The organism is Marinomonas profundimaris, assembly GCF_000508165.1.
In the GTDB taxonomy this organism is placed as follows: Bacteria; Pseudomonadota; Gammaproteobacteria; order Pseudomonadales; family Marinomonadaceae; genus Marinomonas; species Marinomonas profundimaris.
Window position 1 is genome coordinate 41,771 of record NZ_AYOZ01000062.1, and the last position, 13,526, is coordinate 55,296.

The window sequence follows — 13,526 nt, forward strand, 5'->3', positions numbered from 1 at the left end:
ACAATTAACTTTTTTACCATTTGGTATAAAAATTAATAGCAGTCATTAACGTGGGAGTAAATTGTTTTTTTTAGTTCACGGTGCGCACTAAAAAATAACACGATAATTAAAGCTGACTTAACTAAATAGTTAACTAACGCGTTAAGACTATGAATAAATAGATTTTTTTAATCTTTTATTCTCTTTATATTGGTTATTTTTTAATACGTTTTGAATAGTAATCAGAGAAGAATTTATTTAAAAATTATTTTTTGGCACCAAGAGCGCGCACAACAAATTCCGTCACGGCGTTTTCAGCACGCTCAAAATCCGCTTGATCTAACGTTTTCTTATCCAATAGCACTTCCATTTGAATGGAAAAATCCGCGTAGGTTTGTGTCGCAGCCCATATGGTGAAAAACAGATGCTCTGGGTCGATATCTTCAATTAACCCCTTATTTATCCACGACTTAACGACAGCCACGTCACGATCAAATTGAGGTTTCAGATGGCTAATAAGGTAATCCTTTAACACCGGCGCGCCACTGATGATTTCATGCGCGAATACCTTTGAACCATTGGGATACAGGCGAGAAAGTTGCATTTTTTCACGCACATAATGACGAATCACCGTTTCTGGCGTGGCACCATCGCTTTCGAGTAAAGACAGTTTTTCTATCCAAATATCGAGAATTTCTTTCAACACTCGTTTGTAAAGTAAGTCTTTGTTTGGAAAGTAATAAATTAGATTTTGTTTGGATATTTTGGCGATCTCGGCGATGCGTTCCATTGACGCACCACTAAAGCCTTTCGCGGCAAATATAATCTCTGCTGAGCGCAATATGCGGGATTCCAATACTTCCCTATTAACGGATTGCTTAGTACGTCTTGTTCTTTGCTCAGCCAAACTGCATGCCTACCCTGTTGAATGGTTCTAAAAGTTAACCCACTGTTTTTACTTGGTTTTGAGTTTTTATTAGACGCTAAAATAACATAAGAACAATTCTCAAACGAGCTTAATCAAAACAATTAATGAAAAGTTGGCCTACTTATTGCTGACCAAAAAGACAGAATTCATATATTTTCAAAAACAACTCATGGCAAAACATTAAATAACGGCATCCTATTTTTAATGAATAGACAAATGTTTGACTTCTTACGAAAAAAGGTTTTACCTTTTGGTCAATATTTATTCAAAATAAAAATACGTTAGCAAATATTTATTTCAATTTGATAACTGCCTATTTCGATAAAGATATAAGTAATTTCAAAGAGATATAAATTACTTAGGAGAGAGTTATGCAAGATCTTCGTATCAACGAGCAACGCCTTTGGGACACCTTAATGGAAATGGGGGAGATTGGCGGCACAGAAAAAGGCGGTTGTAATCGCCTAGCGGGAACGGATTTAGACAAACAAGCTCGTGACCTTTTTGTGGCTTGGTGTGAAGCCTGCGGCTGCACCGTTGACGTCGATAAGATTGGCAACATCTTTGCTCGCCGCCCAGGGAAATACAACGATTTACCCGCGGTCGGAACAGGAAGTCATTTAGACACCCAACCCACAGGCGGTAAGTTCGACGGTGTTTTTGGTGTGCTCTCTGGTGTCGAAGTGCTGCGAACGATTCATGAAAACAACATTGAAACCCCAACAGCGATGGAATTTTCGGTCTGGACCAACGAAGAAGGTTCGCGCTTTCAACCTGCGATGCAAGGTTCCGGCACCTATGTTGGTCGTTTTGACCTTGAAACCGAATTAAACAAAACCGATGTAAATGGCATTCGCCTTGGCGACGAGCTAGAGCGCATCGGATATTTAGGCGATATGGAACTCGGTAGCCGTAATATGGGCGCCTTTTTTGAAGCGCACATCGAGCAAGGCCCGATTTTGGAAGATGAAGAAAAAGCCATTGGCATCGTTCGATTAGGCCAAGGCATTCGCTGGTACAACGTCGAAGTGGTTGGTCGCCCTTCTCATTCTGGCACCACGCCCATGCATTTGCGCAAAGATGCCATGTTGACGGCCGCGGCGATTGTCAGCGAAATGAATGCCATCGCGCTTCGTCATGAAAATGGTTTAGGCACGGTCGGCTTTATGCAGGTCTGGCCGAATTCGCGAAATACAATTCCCGGCAATGTAAAGTTCAGCGCCGACCTTCGAAACCCTCGCCCCGATGTTTTATTAAAAATGCACGAAGAGCTCATCGCTTATTGTGAGAAAATCGCTGAAGAACACGGTTTAGACGTTAATCTTGATCCTTTCTGGTATTTCGCCCCGGTGGAATTTAATGCCTCCGACGATGTAAAAGCCGCCACCGAAAAGCTCGGTTACAGCCACATGGACATCTACGCTGGCGCAGGCCACGATGCGTGTTACATGGCAGATCTCGTGCCAACCGGAATGATCTTTACGCCTTGTCTAAATGGCATTAGTCATAACGAAGCCGAATACAGTTCGCCTGAAGAATGCGCCGCCGGCGCCAATGTTCTGCTGCATACTATGCTAGAAGCCAGCGAACGCATTGCCAAAGAGCATCAACAACATTCGAACAAGAGAAGAAAAAACGCGGGCTGTGAGTTCTAAGCAGTTCAACTTAATAAAGACGTCTACAACAGCTAACAAATAGAAGAGGTGGCAACCATGTCCAGCAAGTCAGTGAAGCAGGGTGAGTTTTATGAATTGGAAGTCGACAACGATCTCCAACAAAGTTCAGCGTATAACGACGATTTAGCACCAACCAAAATCAAAGACCGTACATGGAGCAAGTGGAACATCGCGGCGCTATGGATTGGTATGTCTATTTGTGTACCAACCTATACGCTGGGCGGAGTGCTCACCGCGTATTTTGGGTTATCCGTCATGGAAGCCTTGTTTACCATATTGATTGCTAACGTTATTTTGCTGGTTCCTCTTACTTTAAACGCCTATCCAGGCACAAAGTTCGGCATTCCCTTTCCTGTGCTATTGCGTTCGTCGTTCGGCATGGTGGGTTCCAATATTCCCTGTTTGATTCGTGCCTTGGTGGCTTGTGGTTGGTTCGGTATTCAAACCATGTTTGGTGGTTTGGCGATTCACTTATTGTTGTCCGCCGTCTCCGATGGTTGGGCGAGTTTAGGCGGCGTTGGCGAAGTGATTGGCTTCTTTATTTTCTGGGCGCTCAACATGTACGTGGTGATTCGCGGGGCGGAATCCATTAAATGGCTGGAAACCTTGTCTGCGCCTTTGTTGCTTATCGTGGCGATTGGCTTGATGTTTTGGGCCGGCGGTAAAGTGTCGTTTACGGAGATTTTAGCCACGCCTGCAAATCGCCCTGAAGACGCAGGTTTCATGGGGTATTTTCTGGGTGGCCTAACGGCAATGGTCGGTTTCTGGGCAACCTTGTCGTTGAACATCCCTGACTTTAGCCGCTATGCAAAATCACAAAAGGATCAAATCGTTGGTCAAATCATTGGCTTGCCAGCGACCATGTTTTTCTTTGCAGCGCTGGGTGTGGTGTTAACGGCCGCATCAACCACCTTGGTGGGCGAAACGATTTCTGACCCAATTTCTTTGATCGGAAAAATCGACAGCCCAGTTTGGGTCGCCATTGCCATGGTGTTGATCATCATCGCCACGCTGTCGACCAATACCGCAGCAAACGTGGTTTCTCCTACTAATGACTTTCAAAATATCGCACCGAAACTGATCAATCATACTCGTGGCGCGCTGCTTACCGGCTTGATTGGTATTCTGTTGATGGGTTGGGAATTGCTCAAAAAAATGGGCATGTTGGAATCCGATGTGAGTGTGGAAAGCATGTATTCAAACTGGCTATTAGGCTACTCCAGCTTACTCGGCCCCATCGCTGGCATCATGATCGTGGATTATTTCTTGATCAAACGTCAGCACTTGGACCTTGTCGCGCTGTACACGCCAAGCAGTTTGTACCCAGCATTCAACAGCGCTGGTCTTATCGCCTTTGCTATTCCCGTGCTGATCACACTGGTTGCTCTGAATATGCCTGCTCTGGGTTGGTTCTACAGTTATGGCTGGTTCACCGGTGCATTTACTGGTGCGTTGGCCTATTTCATTCTAGCCAACATGCAATCGACGTCTGAAAACCAGGCCGACGCATTGCAGTCTTAATTCTATTCCGTTTTGTGGGCGGTGCTTTCGAGCATCGTCGGCATTTTTAATCCATCGCGTTTTTCATCTTCTTCGAATTGATGGTAACAAAACGCGCACTTAAGAAAGGATGGTATATGACGCTTCTTATAAAGGGTGGAACCATCGTCACCCACGAAGAAACTTTCAAAGCGGACATTCTTTGCAAGAACAACAAAATCGTCGAGATTGGCGACATCAGCGACTACCCCAAAGACGTTGACGTCATTGATGCAACGGGCAAGCTCATTATGCCCGGCGGGATTGATCCTCACACTCACATGCAATTGCCTTTTATGGGCACCGTCGCCAAAGACGATTTTGCATCAGGCACCGTCGCGGCGCTTGCGGGCGGCACAACGACCATTATCGACTTTGTGATTCCGAACCCTCAGCAGTCGTTATTGGATGCGTATCATCAATGGCGTGGTTGGGCGAAAAAAGCCCATTCAAACTACAGCTTCCATGTGGCGATTACCTGGTGGGACGCCACGGTCGCAGAGGAAATGAACATACTGGTAAAAGACCACGGTGTGAACAGCTTTAAACATTTTATGGCGTACAAGAATGCCATCATGGCGACCGATGATATTCTGGTGGCAAGCTTCACAAAATGCCTAGAACTCGGCGCGATTCCAACGGTTCATGCGGAAAATGGCGAGCTGGTTTATCACCTACAAAACAAACTCATGGCCGAAGGCATGACAGGACCAGAAGCGCACCCCTTGTCTCGCCCTTCCTCTGTAGAAGGCGAAGCCGCCAACCGCGCCATCAGCATTGCCAATACGCTCGGCGCGCCGATCTACCTTGTTCACGTCTCCACAGAAGAAGCCGTCGACGCCATTCGCTACGCCAAAGATCACGGCCAAACCGTCTTTGGTGAAGTGCTCGCAGGGCATTTAACGGTGGACGACAGCGTGTATCAACACCCAGATTGGGCAACCGCTGCTGCGCACGTAATGAGCCCGCCTTTTAGACCGAAACATCATCAAGATGCGCTGTGGAAAGGCGTTCAAGCGGGCACACTGCAAACCACCGCAACGGACCACTGCGCGTTTTGTGCCGATCAAAAAGCCATGGGCAAAGACAACTTCACGCAAATCCCCAACGGCACCGCCGGAGTGGAAGAACGCATGATGGTGTTGTGGGAAAAAGGTGTGAACGAAGGCAAGATCACCATGAATGAATTTGTCGCGTTAACCTCCACCAATACGGCGAAGATCTTCAATATCTATCCGCAAAAAGGCGGTATACGCGTTGGTGCCGACGCAGATTTGGTGATTTGGAACCCTGAAGCCACCAAAACGATTTCCGCGAAGACGCATCACTCGAAGATCGAACACAGTATTTTTGAAGGCATGGAAATTCACGGCGTACCCGAAACCACGATTTGCAATGGCAAACTCGCGTGGCACAACAATACCTTGATGGCCGAATCGGGTGACGGACAATACGTGGATCGCCCGACTTATGCCCCGTTTTACGAATCGCTAAGAAAGCGCAAGGAATTGAATAAACCCAAAGCGGTTGTGCGGTAAAAATAAGCAAAAACAACCCCATCCTAGCCTTCCCCTTGAAAGACAAAAGGGGAAGGAACCGAGACGCATCATCAACAACCTAAGCGTTATTCGACCGATGAGATCTAAACGTATCCGTTATAAAACAAATTCGACCAAGGCTTGCAATACGACGAACGACATTAATCCCGCTAAAATATCGTCAAACATAATGCCGAAACCGCCGTGGACGTGTTTGTCCACCCACGAAATTGGCCACGGTTTCAAAATATCAAACAGACGAAACAGTACAAAGCCTAATACGATGTAAAACCAACCTGCAGGTGCTAGAAACATGGTGATCCAAAAGCCCACAAACTCATCCCAAACGATGCCAGAATGGTCGTGAACGCCTAAATCTTTCGAGGTTTTACCACAAAGATAAATCCCCACCAACGAAGTAACCACCAGCACGGCAAGGTACGCCATGGTGCTTAAATCTTGTAAAAGCCAGATGAATATTGGCACCGCCGCCAAGGTACCAAACGTACCCGGCGCTTTGGGTGCCGCGCCAGAACCAAGGCCAAACGCCAGAAAATGTATCGGATTACGCCATACTGACGCGGGGGCAGAATTTGCCATGAAATCATTACCTATTCGTTAAATTTAAAAATTAGAAGTGTTGCCAACCGGTTATTTCACCATGATAACCTTGGATACTAAACCCTTCCGCGACAATCTCGCCGACCTTAGTGCAAGGCAAACCCAGAGTTTGCGTAATCAGTGCGATTTCACCCGCTTGTTCTTTTGGTGCGGTAAAACACAATTCGTAATCATCGCCGCCCGTTAACGCTAACGTGACAGCGGATTCTGGCTGCCATTGTTTTAACTCGGCAGAAATAGGCAGACTCGCTGCATCAATGACGGCGCCAACGTCCGAGGCTTTCAGTATATGCTGGATATCTTGAGCAAGACCATCGGAAATGTCCATCATCGCGTGTGCAACTCGCTTGAGCGCCATGCCGACAATCAGCCTCGATTTTGGTCGCCAATAGCGATCGTAAAAATAATCAAACCGCTCGCTCGACACTTGTAATTCACCGGTCACAATCGGCACCGCAGCGGCCGCGTCGCCCAGTAATCCGGTGACATAAATATCGTCGCCGACTTTTGCTGCACTGCGTTTCACCGCCAATTCAGGTTCCACATAACCATGAACTTGTAGCGTAATGGTTAACGGGCCTTTGGTGGTATCGCCGCCAACCAAAGCCAATCCGATGGGCTCGGCCAGTTCCGCCATGCCTTGTGCTAAACCAGCAAGCCATTGCGGATCGGACTCAGGAATCGTCAAACCTAAGGTAAAAAACGCGGGTTTCGCCCCCATCGCGGCCAAGTCACTGACGCACGTTGCGACCGAGCGATAACCGATGTCTACTGGGTCGGCATCAAACGGAAAATGTCGACCCTCGACTAAGGTATCCATCGAGAATACTAAGCTTTGCCCTTGCGGCACTTGCACCTGAGCGCAATCGTCACCGATGCCCAACAAAAGATCTCCACGCCCCTGTGTACTTGCCATCACAGACGCTTGGAAAATGTTTTGTATCAACTCGAATTCTTTCAACACTCTGTCCTTTTATTGTCCCAGCGGGATGCATTCACCGCCAAAAATACTGACAAGAGGATACCGTATTGCAGGAAAGATGTCAGAAACGAAACAGGGCAGATCGCTCATCGCAGACCTGCCCTGTTTATCAATATCAATTGGCGAATTAGCTGTTAATTAATTCGCATCTGGACGCGGAGCACGTTTCTTTGGCGTTGGTACTACTTCAAGGTAAAAAGACTTCCAATGCTGGCTTTGCGCCGAGCTGATATTGGTATTAATGTCACCTTCGTGGATCACGCGTGCTTTTTCTGCCGTTTGGCCAAACTTACAGGTAAATCCCCAAAAATCAGCGCCTTCAGGCAACGCGTGTTTGCGCTCTTTTTTGATGTACTGCTTCACTTCGTTTTTCGCCGCTTCAATGATGCGCTGATAAGAAAGCTTGGGGTGAGATAGAGCAAACGTCTTTTTCATTATGATCCTAAAAATTTTGGGCAAGGCAGCGTAACAACCACCTCAATAGTGACATATGATAGCGGGTTAAGAATAAACCAGCCATCAATAAGAAAAATATTCCTAAACAAATCATTATTTTTAGGGTTAGCCAAGACGGTGTGTGAAGACATAAAAAAGCCCCGTTATTAGCAAGTAATAACGAGGCTCTTAGGGATCTCTCAAAAACGCGTTAAACAGCGCTTAAATAATTGTCTGCAATTATTTATTAGCCAATCGGCGAGCTGCAATTTCTTCGCGGCGAACACGTTGCGCTAGTTTGTCTAGAATGCCGTTTACGTATTTGTGGCTTTCTGTTGCGCCAAAGCCTTTTGCTAATTCAACGCTTTCGTTGATCGCAACACGGTATGGCACGTCTAAACGCTGAGACAATTCAAACGAACCAATGCGCATAATAGCCAATTCGATTGGGTCTAGCTCGCTCAATGGGCGATCTAGTAATTCTTCGAATAAGTTATCCAATTTTTTCGCGCTGGCAGTAACGCCTTGCAAAATTTCACGGAAGTAGGCTTTATCGCAAGAATCCATGTCCTGATCCATCACGAACTGAGTTTCAATCTCGCTAACCGCAGATTGGTTCATCTGCCATTGGTAAACCGCTTGTAATGCCAAACGACGGGAAGCACTGCGCATTTGCGAACGTGAAGGCTTTTTATCCTTACGTTTTGGTGCTGGAGTTTGGTCGTTTGTAGTGTCCACTTCGCTCATTTTTTGCCTCAGTTGTCCAGACTAGGTCGCATGGTTTGCGATCGCATTTTCGTCTGTTTGATCGTATTTTAAGTCGCTTCAACCCAAAATACGAATATACATGTCATCTTGGGCGGCGATTATAGCAATTTTTATTCTACGTTTCTCGGCAAAGTTCTCTAAATATCGCTAAGAAAATCCGGTTTTCTGTGATTTCCATGAAAAAGGCTGAGAAAGCAATCACTCACGTCTCGACTATTCTTCCAATCCATCGTCAAAGTCATCGCCAAAATCGTCGTCTAGGTAGTCTGGACGGTAAACCAAGCGCAAATCTTGGCCTATTTGTGTCACGGATTTCAGTTCTAACTCGACGGCTTCGCCCATGGTATCTAATGGCAATTGAAACAACGGACGCGCGCTGGAGCCCAGCAGTTTTGGCGCCATGTAAATCACGATCTCATCAACCAAACCGGCTTGTAAAAAACCACCTGCCAATTCTGCGCCGGTTTCTAACAAGACTTCATTAATACCGGCGTCGGCAAGTTGCTCCATCGCGTCCAACAAGTCCAAACGACCGTCTTCACCGCGCGGAGAAAATCGAACCGTGACGCCTTTTTTCTTCAATGCGTCTAGGTGTTCGTTTTCTAAATCGTCTTCCACACAAAAAACACAGGCTTGTTTCGCTGGCTGCAAAATTTTCGCTTCTGGCAGAATCGATAAAGCCGTGTCCATGACCACACGAAGCGGTTGACGTACGGTTTTGGCGTCGACGTCTTGATCATCACAATCAATGCGAACCGTCATGCTAGGGTTGTCCATAAGAACCGAGCCAATCCCCGTGACAACAGCGTCACTTTGCGCACGCAAACGCTGCACATCCAAGCGTGCTTCCGGCCCTGTAATCCATTGGCTTTCACCCGATTCCATTGCCGTTCGGCCATCCAGACTCATCGCCAATTTTACACGAATAAAAGGAAGCCCTTCGCGCATGCGTTTGATAAAACCAGGGTTGAGCGCTTCACAGTCCGCTTCTAGCACGGGACCGATCACCTCGATGCCCGCTTTTTTGATCTTAGACAAACCACGACCTGATACTTCAGGGTTTGGGTCTTGCATGCCGTAAACCACGCGAGCGACGCCCGCTTTGATCAAGGCATCGGCACAAGGTGGCGTTTTACCATGGTGACTGCAAGGCTCTAACGTGACATACGCCGTTGCGCCTACAACATCTTGCTTCGCATCCGCGAGCGCATTCACTTCGGCGTGACCTTCGCCGGCTTTCAGGTGAAAGCCTTGACCAATGATTTGCTGGTCTTTGACCAACACACAACCAACGCGTGGATTTGGGTGCGTGGTATAAAGGCCTTTTTTCGCTAGCTCAATGGCTTTCGCCATCCAATGTTCATGGTTGTTTTCGGTCATGCTTCATCTTCTTTAGTAGGTTCTAGGGCATCGGCGCTGTGGTTTTCTAAACGGTCGATTGCCTCGCGGAATTCGCTGATGTCTTTAAAGCTTCGATACACAGAAGCAAAACGCACATACGCCACTTGGTCGAGGCGCTGCAATTCTTCCATGACCGCTTCGCCCGTCCAACGAGACGGCAATTCGCGCTCGCCCGTGGCTTGCATTTTTTCTTTGATTCGAGCAATCGCGGTTTCGACGGCTTCAATGCTAACCGGACGCTTCTCAATGGCTTTAATAATGCCATTGCGCAGTTTGTCTTCATCAAAGACTTCGCGGCTGCCATCGCTTTTGATCAATTTGGGCATTTGCAGCTCCGCCACTTCGAACGTGGTAAAGCGCTCTTGGCAATGGCTGCAGGTACGACGACGGCGCACTTGTGCGCCTTCCGAGACAAGTCGAGAGTCCACTACTTTAGTATCTTGAGTTCCACAAAAAGGGCATCGCATGGCGCTTCCAATATCACTAATTAGGTGTAAAAATGCCTCAACTAAGGCCATCATTTTCTGGCACAAATGATATCAATCCAGCCATAATATAGCTACCAAGCGACGGCACGCTCGCCCTATCAAATCAAACCAATAAATAAGGATTTTTATGCCCTTCGCAGAATTATCAGGCTTAGTTGCTGCGCTTTGCTGGACCATTTCTAGCCTGATGGCTCCGGGGTTGATTCAGCGTTTTGGCACCATGCGTTTCAATACCATCCGCATCATGATTGCCAGCTCCGTTTTGTTGTTTATCTGCCTGCTGACTCAACGCTTTAACGCCTCATTATGGCAACACGCCGAGTTGATTATGCTGGCTTACGGTTTGTTTTATCGACACAAGCAACCCGCTAGCGCCATTCCCTTCTCGCAACTGACGCGACGAGACTTTATTGGCATTGGCGCGCTCGCCACCATCGGCATGGTCATTGGTATGAGTGTTTTAGTCTGGGGCGTTGGTAACGCCAATGTCGGCATCGTCACCACCTTGTCGGCCGTTGTTCCCGTACTGATCTTACCGGGATTATGGATTACCACCGGCCAACGACCCGCATTTGGCGCTTGGTTGGGCGCCATTTTAGTCGTGTCTGGTGCCGCGCTGATTATTCTTCATTAGCCACATTTGTGCTATCCTTAGCGCACTCGTTTTAATCGGCTCGTCGTCGACTGATTAGCCTTAATCAAGTTTCTACGGCGCGCTTCAACATTCATTCTTTCATTACTCAATAAGTGACTCATTTTATGGCTCAGTTTGTATACAGCATGAACCGCGTTGGGAAAGTTGTTCCTCCTAAACGCGAGATTCTTAAAGACATTTCCCTTTCCTTCTTCCCTGGCGCGAAAATCGGGGTTTTGGGTCTTAACGGTTCTGGTAAATCCACGCTACTTCGCATCATGGCGGGCGTTGATACAGAACATAACGGTGAAGCACGTCCAATGCCGGGCATTAAAATCGGCTACTTGGAGCAAGAACCTCATCTTGATCCAACCAAAAACGTTCGCGGTATTGTTGAAGAAGCCTTCGAAGACGTTATCACTGCGATGGCACGCTTAGACGCGGTTTACGCCGAATACGCTGAACCGGATGCTGACTTTGACGCATTGGCAAAAGAACAAGGTCAACTTGAAGCCTTGATCGAAGCAAAAGAAGGTCACAACCTAGAGCGCGCCCTTGAAGTCGCGGCCGATGCCCTTCGTCTTCCTCATTGGGAAGCGAGCGTTGAGCACCTTTCTGGTGGTGAACGTCGTCGTGTTGCGCTATGTCGTTTGTTGCTGAACAAACCAGACATGATCCTTCTGGACGAGCCGACTAACCATTTGGACGCAGAATCCGTTGCTTGGTTAGAGCGCTTCTTGAAAGATTACCCAGGCACCGTTGTGGCGATTACCCATGACCGTTACTTCCTAGATAACGCCGCTGGCTGGATTCTGGAATTGGACCGTGGTCACGGTATTCCATACGAAGGCAACTACTCGTCTTGGTTAGAACAAAAAGACGCTCGTCTTGCTAGCGAAGCGAAGCAACAAGCGTCCCATCAAAAAGCCATCAAATCCGAGCTTGAATGGGTTCGTCAAGGTGCCAAAGGTCGTCAATCTAAATCCAAAGCACGTTTGGCTCGATTCGAAGAAATGAACTCTCAAGAGTTCCAAGATCGTAACGAAACCAACGAATTGTACATTCCACCGGGACCGCGTCTTGGTAGCAAAGTCATCGAAATCGAAGGCGTCAGCAAAAGCTTCGAACACAAGATGCTACTAGAAGACTTCAACATGGTGGTGCCACAAGGCGCGATCGTTGGTGTTGTTGGTGGTAACGGTGCAGGTAAATCTACCCTGTTCAAAATGATTGCCGGAATCGAACAACCAGACACAGGCACAGTCACACTGGGCGAAACCGTGCAACTGGCTTACGTGGATCAAATGCGTGAACTGGATGGCGAAAAAACCGTCTTTGAAGAAATCGCCGACGGCCAAGACATGATCACAGTTCACAACTACAAGGTTGTGTCTCGTGCTTACATCGGTCGCTTTAACTTCAAAGGGTCTGATCAACAGAAATTGGTTAAACATTTGTCTGGTGGTGAGCGTAACCGTTTGCACCTTGCAAAACTGCTTAAAGAAGGCGGCAACGTCTTGCTACTGGATGAGCCGACCAACGATCTTGACGTAGAAACCTTACGTGCATTGGAAGACGCGTTATTGGCCTTCCCAGGTGCCGCGATTGTTATTTCCCATGACCGTTGGTTCCTAGACCGTATCGCAACACACATCCTAGCGTATGAAGGCGATTCTAAAGCCGTCTTCTTCGAAGGTAACTACGCAGAATACGAAGCCGACTACAAACAACGTACCGGCAACGAAGCCACACCAACGCGTATCAAATACAAACGTATTGATGCGTAATTCTATTTAATAGGGTTGGTTGGGTTGAATGGAAAACCGCTTACAGAGATGTGAGCGGTTTTTTATTTTCTATATTTTCTTAGTGTAATATTTCTACAATCTTCGAAATCATTTTTCAATTGCTCAGGAATTTCCAAAAAAGGAGAGAATGAAGTATCTAATGTTCGAATAGGATTATGTAACTGCCCTACTACATAATCCATTTCCATCGATAACAAAAATAAGGCTCTGAATGAATTGTAAAATTCGTTTTCAAAATCCGTTTTCGCTTTCTCTAATTTCACCCCAAGTTCAGGTGTTGGTATAAAGTCTCTAGATTTACTATGAACTAATTTGTTTCTAAATTTAACTAATTGCTGTAAAGCCTTAAATGCTGGTCCTGATTTGTCAATTTCACGTCCACAAACTAATTTAGGAACTACTACCCATTTTGAAATCACATCCAAGCTATAAATATGCTTATCACAATAACTATCTCCTAACTGTATACCCGCATAATCATTGATCCCAGCCTCAACACACATGCTTGCGAATACAATCGCTTTAACTGAATGCCTGTATTCCAAAGATGAAAACTCAGATTTTTCGCTCTCATCACAAGTGTTATTTAACCTCTTTCTAAGGTCATAACTCATAGCTGACTCATTTAAAGCAATATCAAAATAAGTGCTAGTCCGTGTATTTAATCTTGCCCAACTCTCTCTCGGGTGTTGTACATTGTTATAAATTCCTTCCACAAAAAAACCTCCT

General features: G+C 46.6%; 13 protein-coding genes. 5 read left to right on the forward strand and 8 right to left on the reverse strand.

Annotated elements, in window-relative coordinates; translation table 11 throughout:
• Window positions 1-244 precede the first annotated feature (244 nt).
• On the reverse strand, window positions 245-886 hold the full coding sequence (locus D104_RS36440; RefSeq protein WP_024025626.1) for a TetR/AcrR family transcriptional regulator: 642 nt from the start codon (window positions 884-886) through the stop codon (window positions 245-247).
• 392 nt (window positions 887-1,278) lie between these two features.
• Here D104_RS36440 and D104_RS36445 point away from each other — a divergent pair, with 392 nt between their 5' ends.
• The 3 genes from D104_RS36445 (at window position 1,279) to hydA (ending at window position 5,660) form a co-directional block, all read left to right on the forward strand.
• Complete coding sequence (locus D104_RS36445) at window positions 1,279-2,562, forward strand: Zn-dependent hydrolase (RefSeq protein ID WP_024025627.1); 1,284 nt, start codon at window positions 1,279-1,281, stop codon at window positions 2,560-2,562.
• Window positions 2,563-2,619: 57 nt separating this feature from the next.
• On the forward strand, window positions 2,620-4,104 hold the full coding sequence (locus tag D104_RS36450) for an NCS1 family nucleobase:cation symporter-1 (protein WP_024025628.1): 1,485 nt from the start codon (window positions 2,620-2,622) through the stop codon (window positions 4,102-4,104).
• Between the two features lie 116 nt (window positions 4,105-4,220).
• The gene (gene hydA, locus D104_RS36455) at window positions 4,221-5,660 is read left to right on the forward strand and encodes a dihydropyrimidinase (RefSeq protein ID WP_024025629.1); all 1,440 of its coding nucleotides are present in this window, start codon (window positions 4,221-4,223) and stop codon (window positions 5,658-5,660) included.
• 117 nt (window positions 5,661-5,777) lie between these two features.
• On the opposite strand, the gene D104_RS36460 is transcribed toward hydA, so the two are convergent.
• The 6 genes from D104_RS36460 to nrdR all read right to left on the reverse strand — a co-directional run bounded on the left by D104_RS36460 (window position 5,778) and on the right by nrdR (window position 10,334).
• The gene (locus D104_RS36460) at window positions 5,778-6,260 is read right to left on the reverse strand and encodes a phosphatidylglycerophosphatase A family protein (RefSeq protein WP_024025630.1); all 483 of its coding nucleotides are present in this window, start codon (window positions 6,258-6,260) and stop codon (window positions 5,778-5,780) included.
• Window positions 6,261-6,291: 31 nt separating this feature from the next.
• Entirely contained in the window at window positions 6,292-7,242 is a 951-nt protein-coding gene (gene thiL, locus D104_RS36465) for a thiamine-phosphate kinase (protein WP_024025631.1), read from the reverse strand.
• Between the two features lie 159 nt (window positions 7,243-7,401).
• Window positions 7,402-7,698, reverse strand: coding sequence for a DUF6172 family protein (locus D104_RS36470; RefSeq protein WP_024025632.1), 297 nt, complete (start codon window positions 7,696-7,698; stop codon window positions 7,402-7,404).
• Between the two features lie 240 nt (window positions 7,699-7,938).
• Window positions 7,939-8,445, reverse strand: coding sequence for a transcription antitermination factor NusB (gene nusB / locus D104_RS36475; RefSeq protein WP_024025633.1), 507 nt, complete (start codon window positions 8,443-8,445; stop codon window positions 7,939-7,941).
• A 234-nt stretch (window positions 8,446-8,679) separates the two neighbouring features.
• Window positions 8,680-9,846 carry a bifunctional diaminohydroxyphosphoribosylaminopyrimidine deaminase/5-amino-6-(5-phosphoribosylamino)uracil reductase RibD gene (gene ribD, locus D104_RS36480; RefSeq protein ID WP_024025634.1) on the reverse strand — a complete coding sequence of 389 codons (1,167 nt, stop codon included), beginning with the start codon at window positions 9,844-9,846 and terminating at the stop codon, window positions 8,680-8,682.
• Complete coding sequence (nrdR, locus tag D104_RS36485) at window positions 9,843-10,334, reverse strand: transcriptional regulator NrdR (RefSeq protein WP_031215402.1); 492 nt, start codon at window positions 10,332-10,334, stop codon at window positions 9,843-9,845. The genes ribD and nrdR overlap by 4 nt, the downstream gene beginning before the upstream one ends.
• 148 nt (window positions 10,335-10,482) lie before the next feature.
• Between nrdR and D104_RS36490 the strand changes: the two genes are divergently transcribed.
• Together D104_RS36490 and ettA are read left to right on the forward strand one after the other, a co-directional pair.
• Window positions 10,483-10,989, forward strand: a complete 507-nt coding sequence (locus D104_RS36490; RefSeq protein ID WP_024025636.1) for a DMT family transporter — start codon at window positions 10,483-10,485, stop codon at window positions 10,987-10,989.
• Between the two features lie 125 nt (window positions 10,990-11,114).
• Window positions 11,115-12,776, forward strand: coding sequence for an energy-dependent translational throttle protein EttA (ettA, locus tag D104_RS36495; RefSeq protein WP_024025637.1), 1,662 nt, complete (start codon window positions 11,115-11,117; stop codon window positions 12,774-12,776).
• A gap of 62 nt (window positions 12,777-12,838) precedes the next feature.
• On the opposite strand, the gene D104_RS36500 is transcribed toward ettA, so the two are convergent.
• Window positions 12,839-13,513 (reverse strand): hypothetical protein, encoded by a 675-nt coding sequence (locus D104_RS36500; RefSeq protein ID WP_024025638.1) that lies wholly within the window; start codon window positions 13,511-13,513, stop codon window positions 12,839-12,841.
• Between the last annotated feature and the right edge of the window lie 13 nt (window positions 13,514-13,526).

Bases quoted from the DNA above. Each gene is read 5' to 3' on its own strand.
- D104_RS36445 (WP_024025627.1), top strand. From the start codon at position 1,279: ATGCAAGATCTTCGTATCAACGAGCAACGCCTTTGGGACACCTTAATG.
- D104_RS36450 (WP_024025628.1), top strand. From the start codon at position 2,620: ATGTCCAGCAAGTCAGTGAAGCAGGGTGAGTTTTATGAATTGGAAGTC.
- hydA (WP_024025629.1), top strand. From the start codon at position 4,221: ATGACGCTTCTTATAAAGGGTGGAACCATCGTCACCCACGAAGAAACT.
- D104_RS36460 (WP_024025630.1), bottom strand. From the start codon at position 6,260: ATGGCAAATTCTGCCCCCGCGTCAGTATGGCGTAATCCGATACATTTT.
- D104_RS36470 (WP_024025632.1), bottom strand. From the start codon at position 7,698: ATGAAAAAGACGTTTGCTCTATCTCACCCCAAGCTTTCTTATCAGCGC.
- nusB (WP_024025633.1), bottom strand. From the start codon at position 8,445: ATGAGCGAAGTGGACACTACAAACGACCAAACTCCAGCACCAAAACGT.
- ribD (WP_024025634.1), bottom strand. From the start codon at position 9,846: ATGACCGAAAACAACCATGAACATTGGATGGCGAAAGCCATTGAGCTA.
- nrdR (WP_031215402.1), bottom strand. From the start codon at position 10,334: ATGCGATGCCCTTTTTGTGGAACTCAAGATACTAAAGTAGTGGACTCT.
- D104_RS36490 (WP_024025636.1), top strand. From the start codon at position 10,483: ATGCCCTTCGCAGAATTATCAGGCTTAGTTGCTGCGCTTTGCTGGACC.
- ettA (WP_024025637.1), top strand. From the start codon at position 11,115: ATGGCTCAGTTTGTATACAGCATGAACCGCGTTGGGAAAGTTGTTCCT.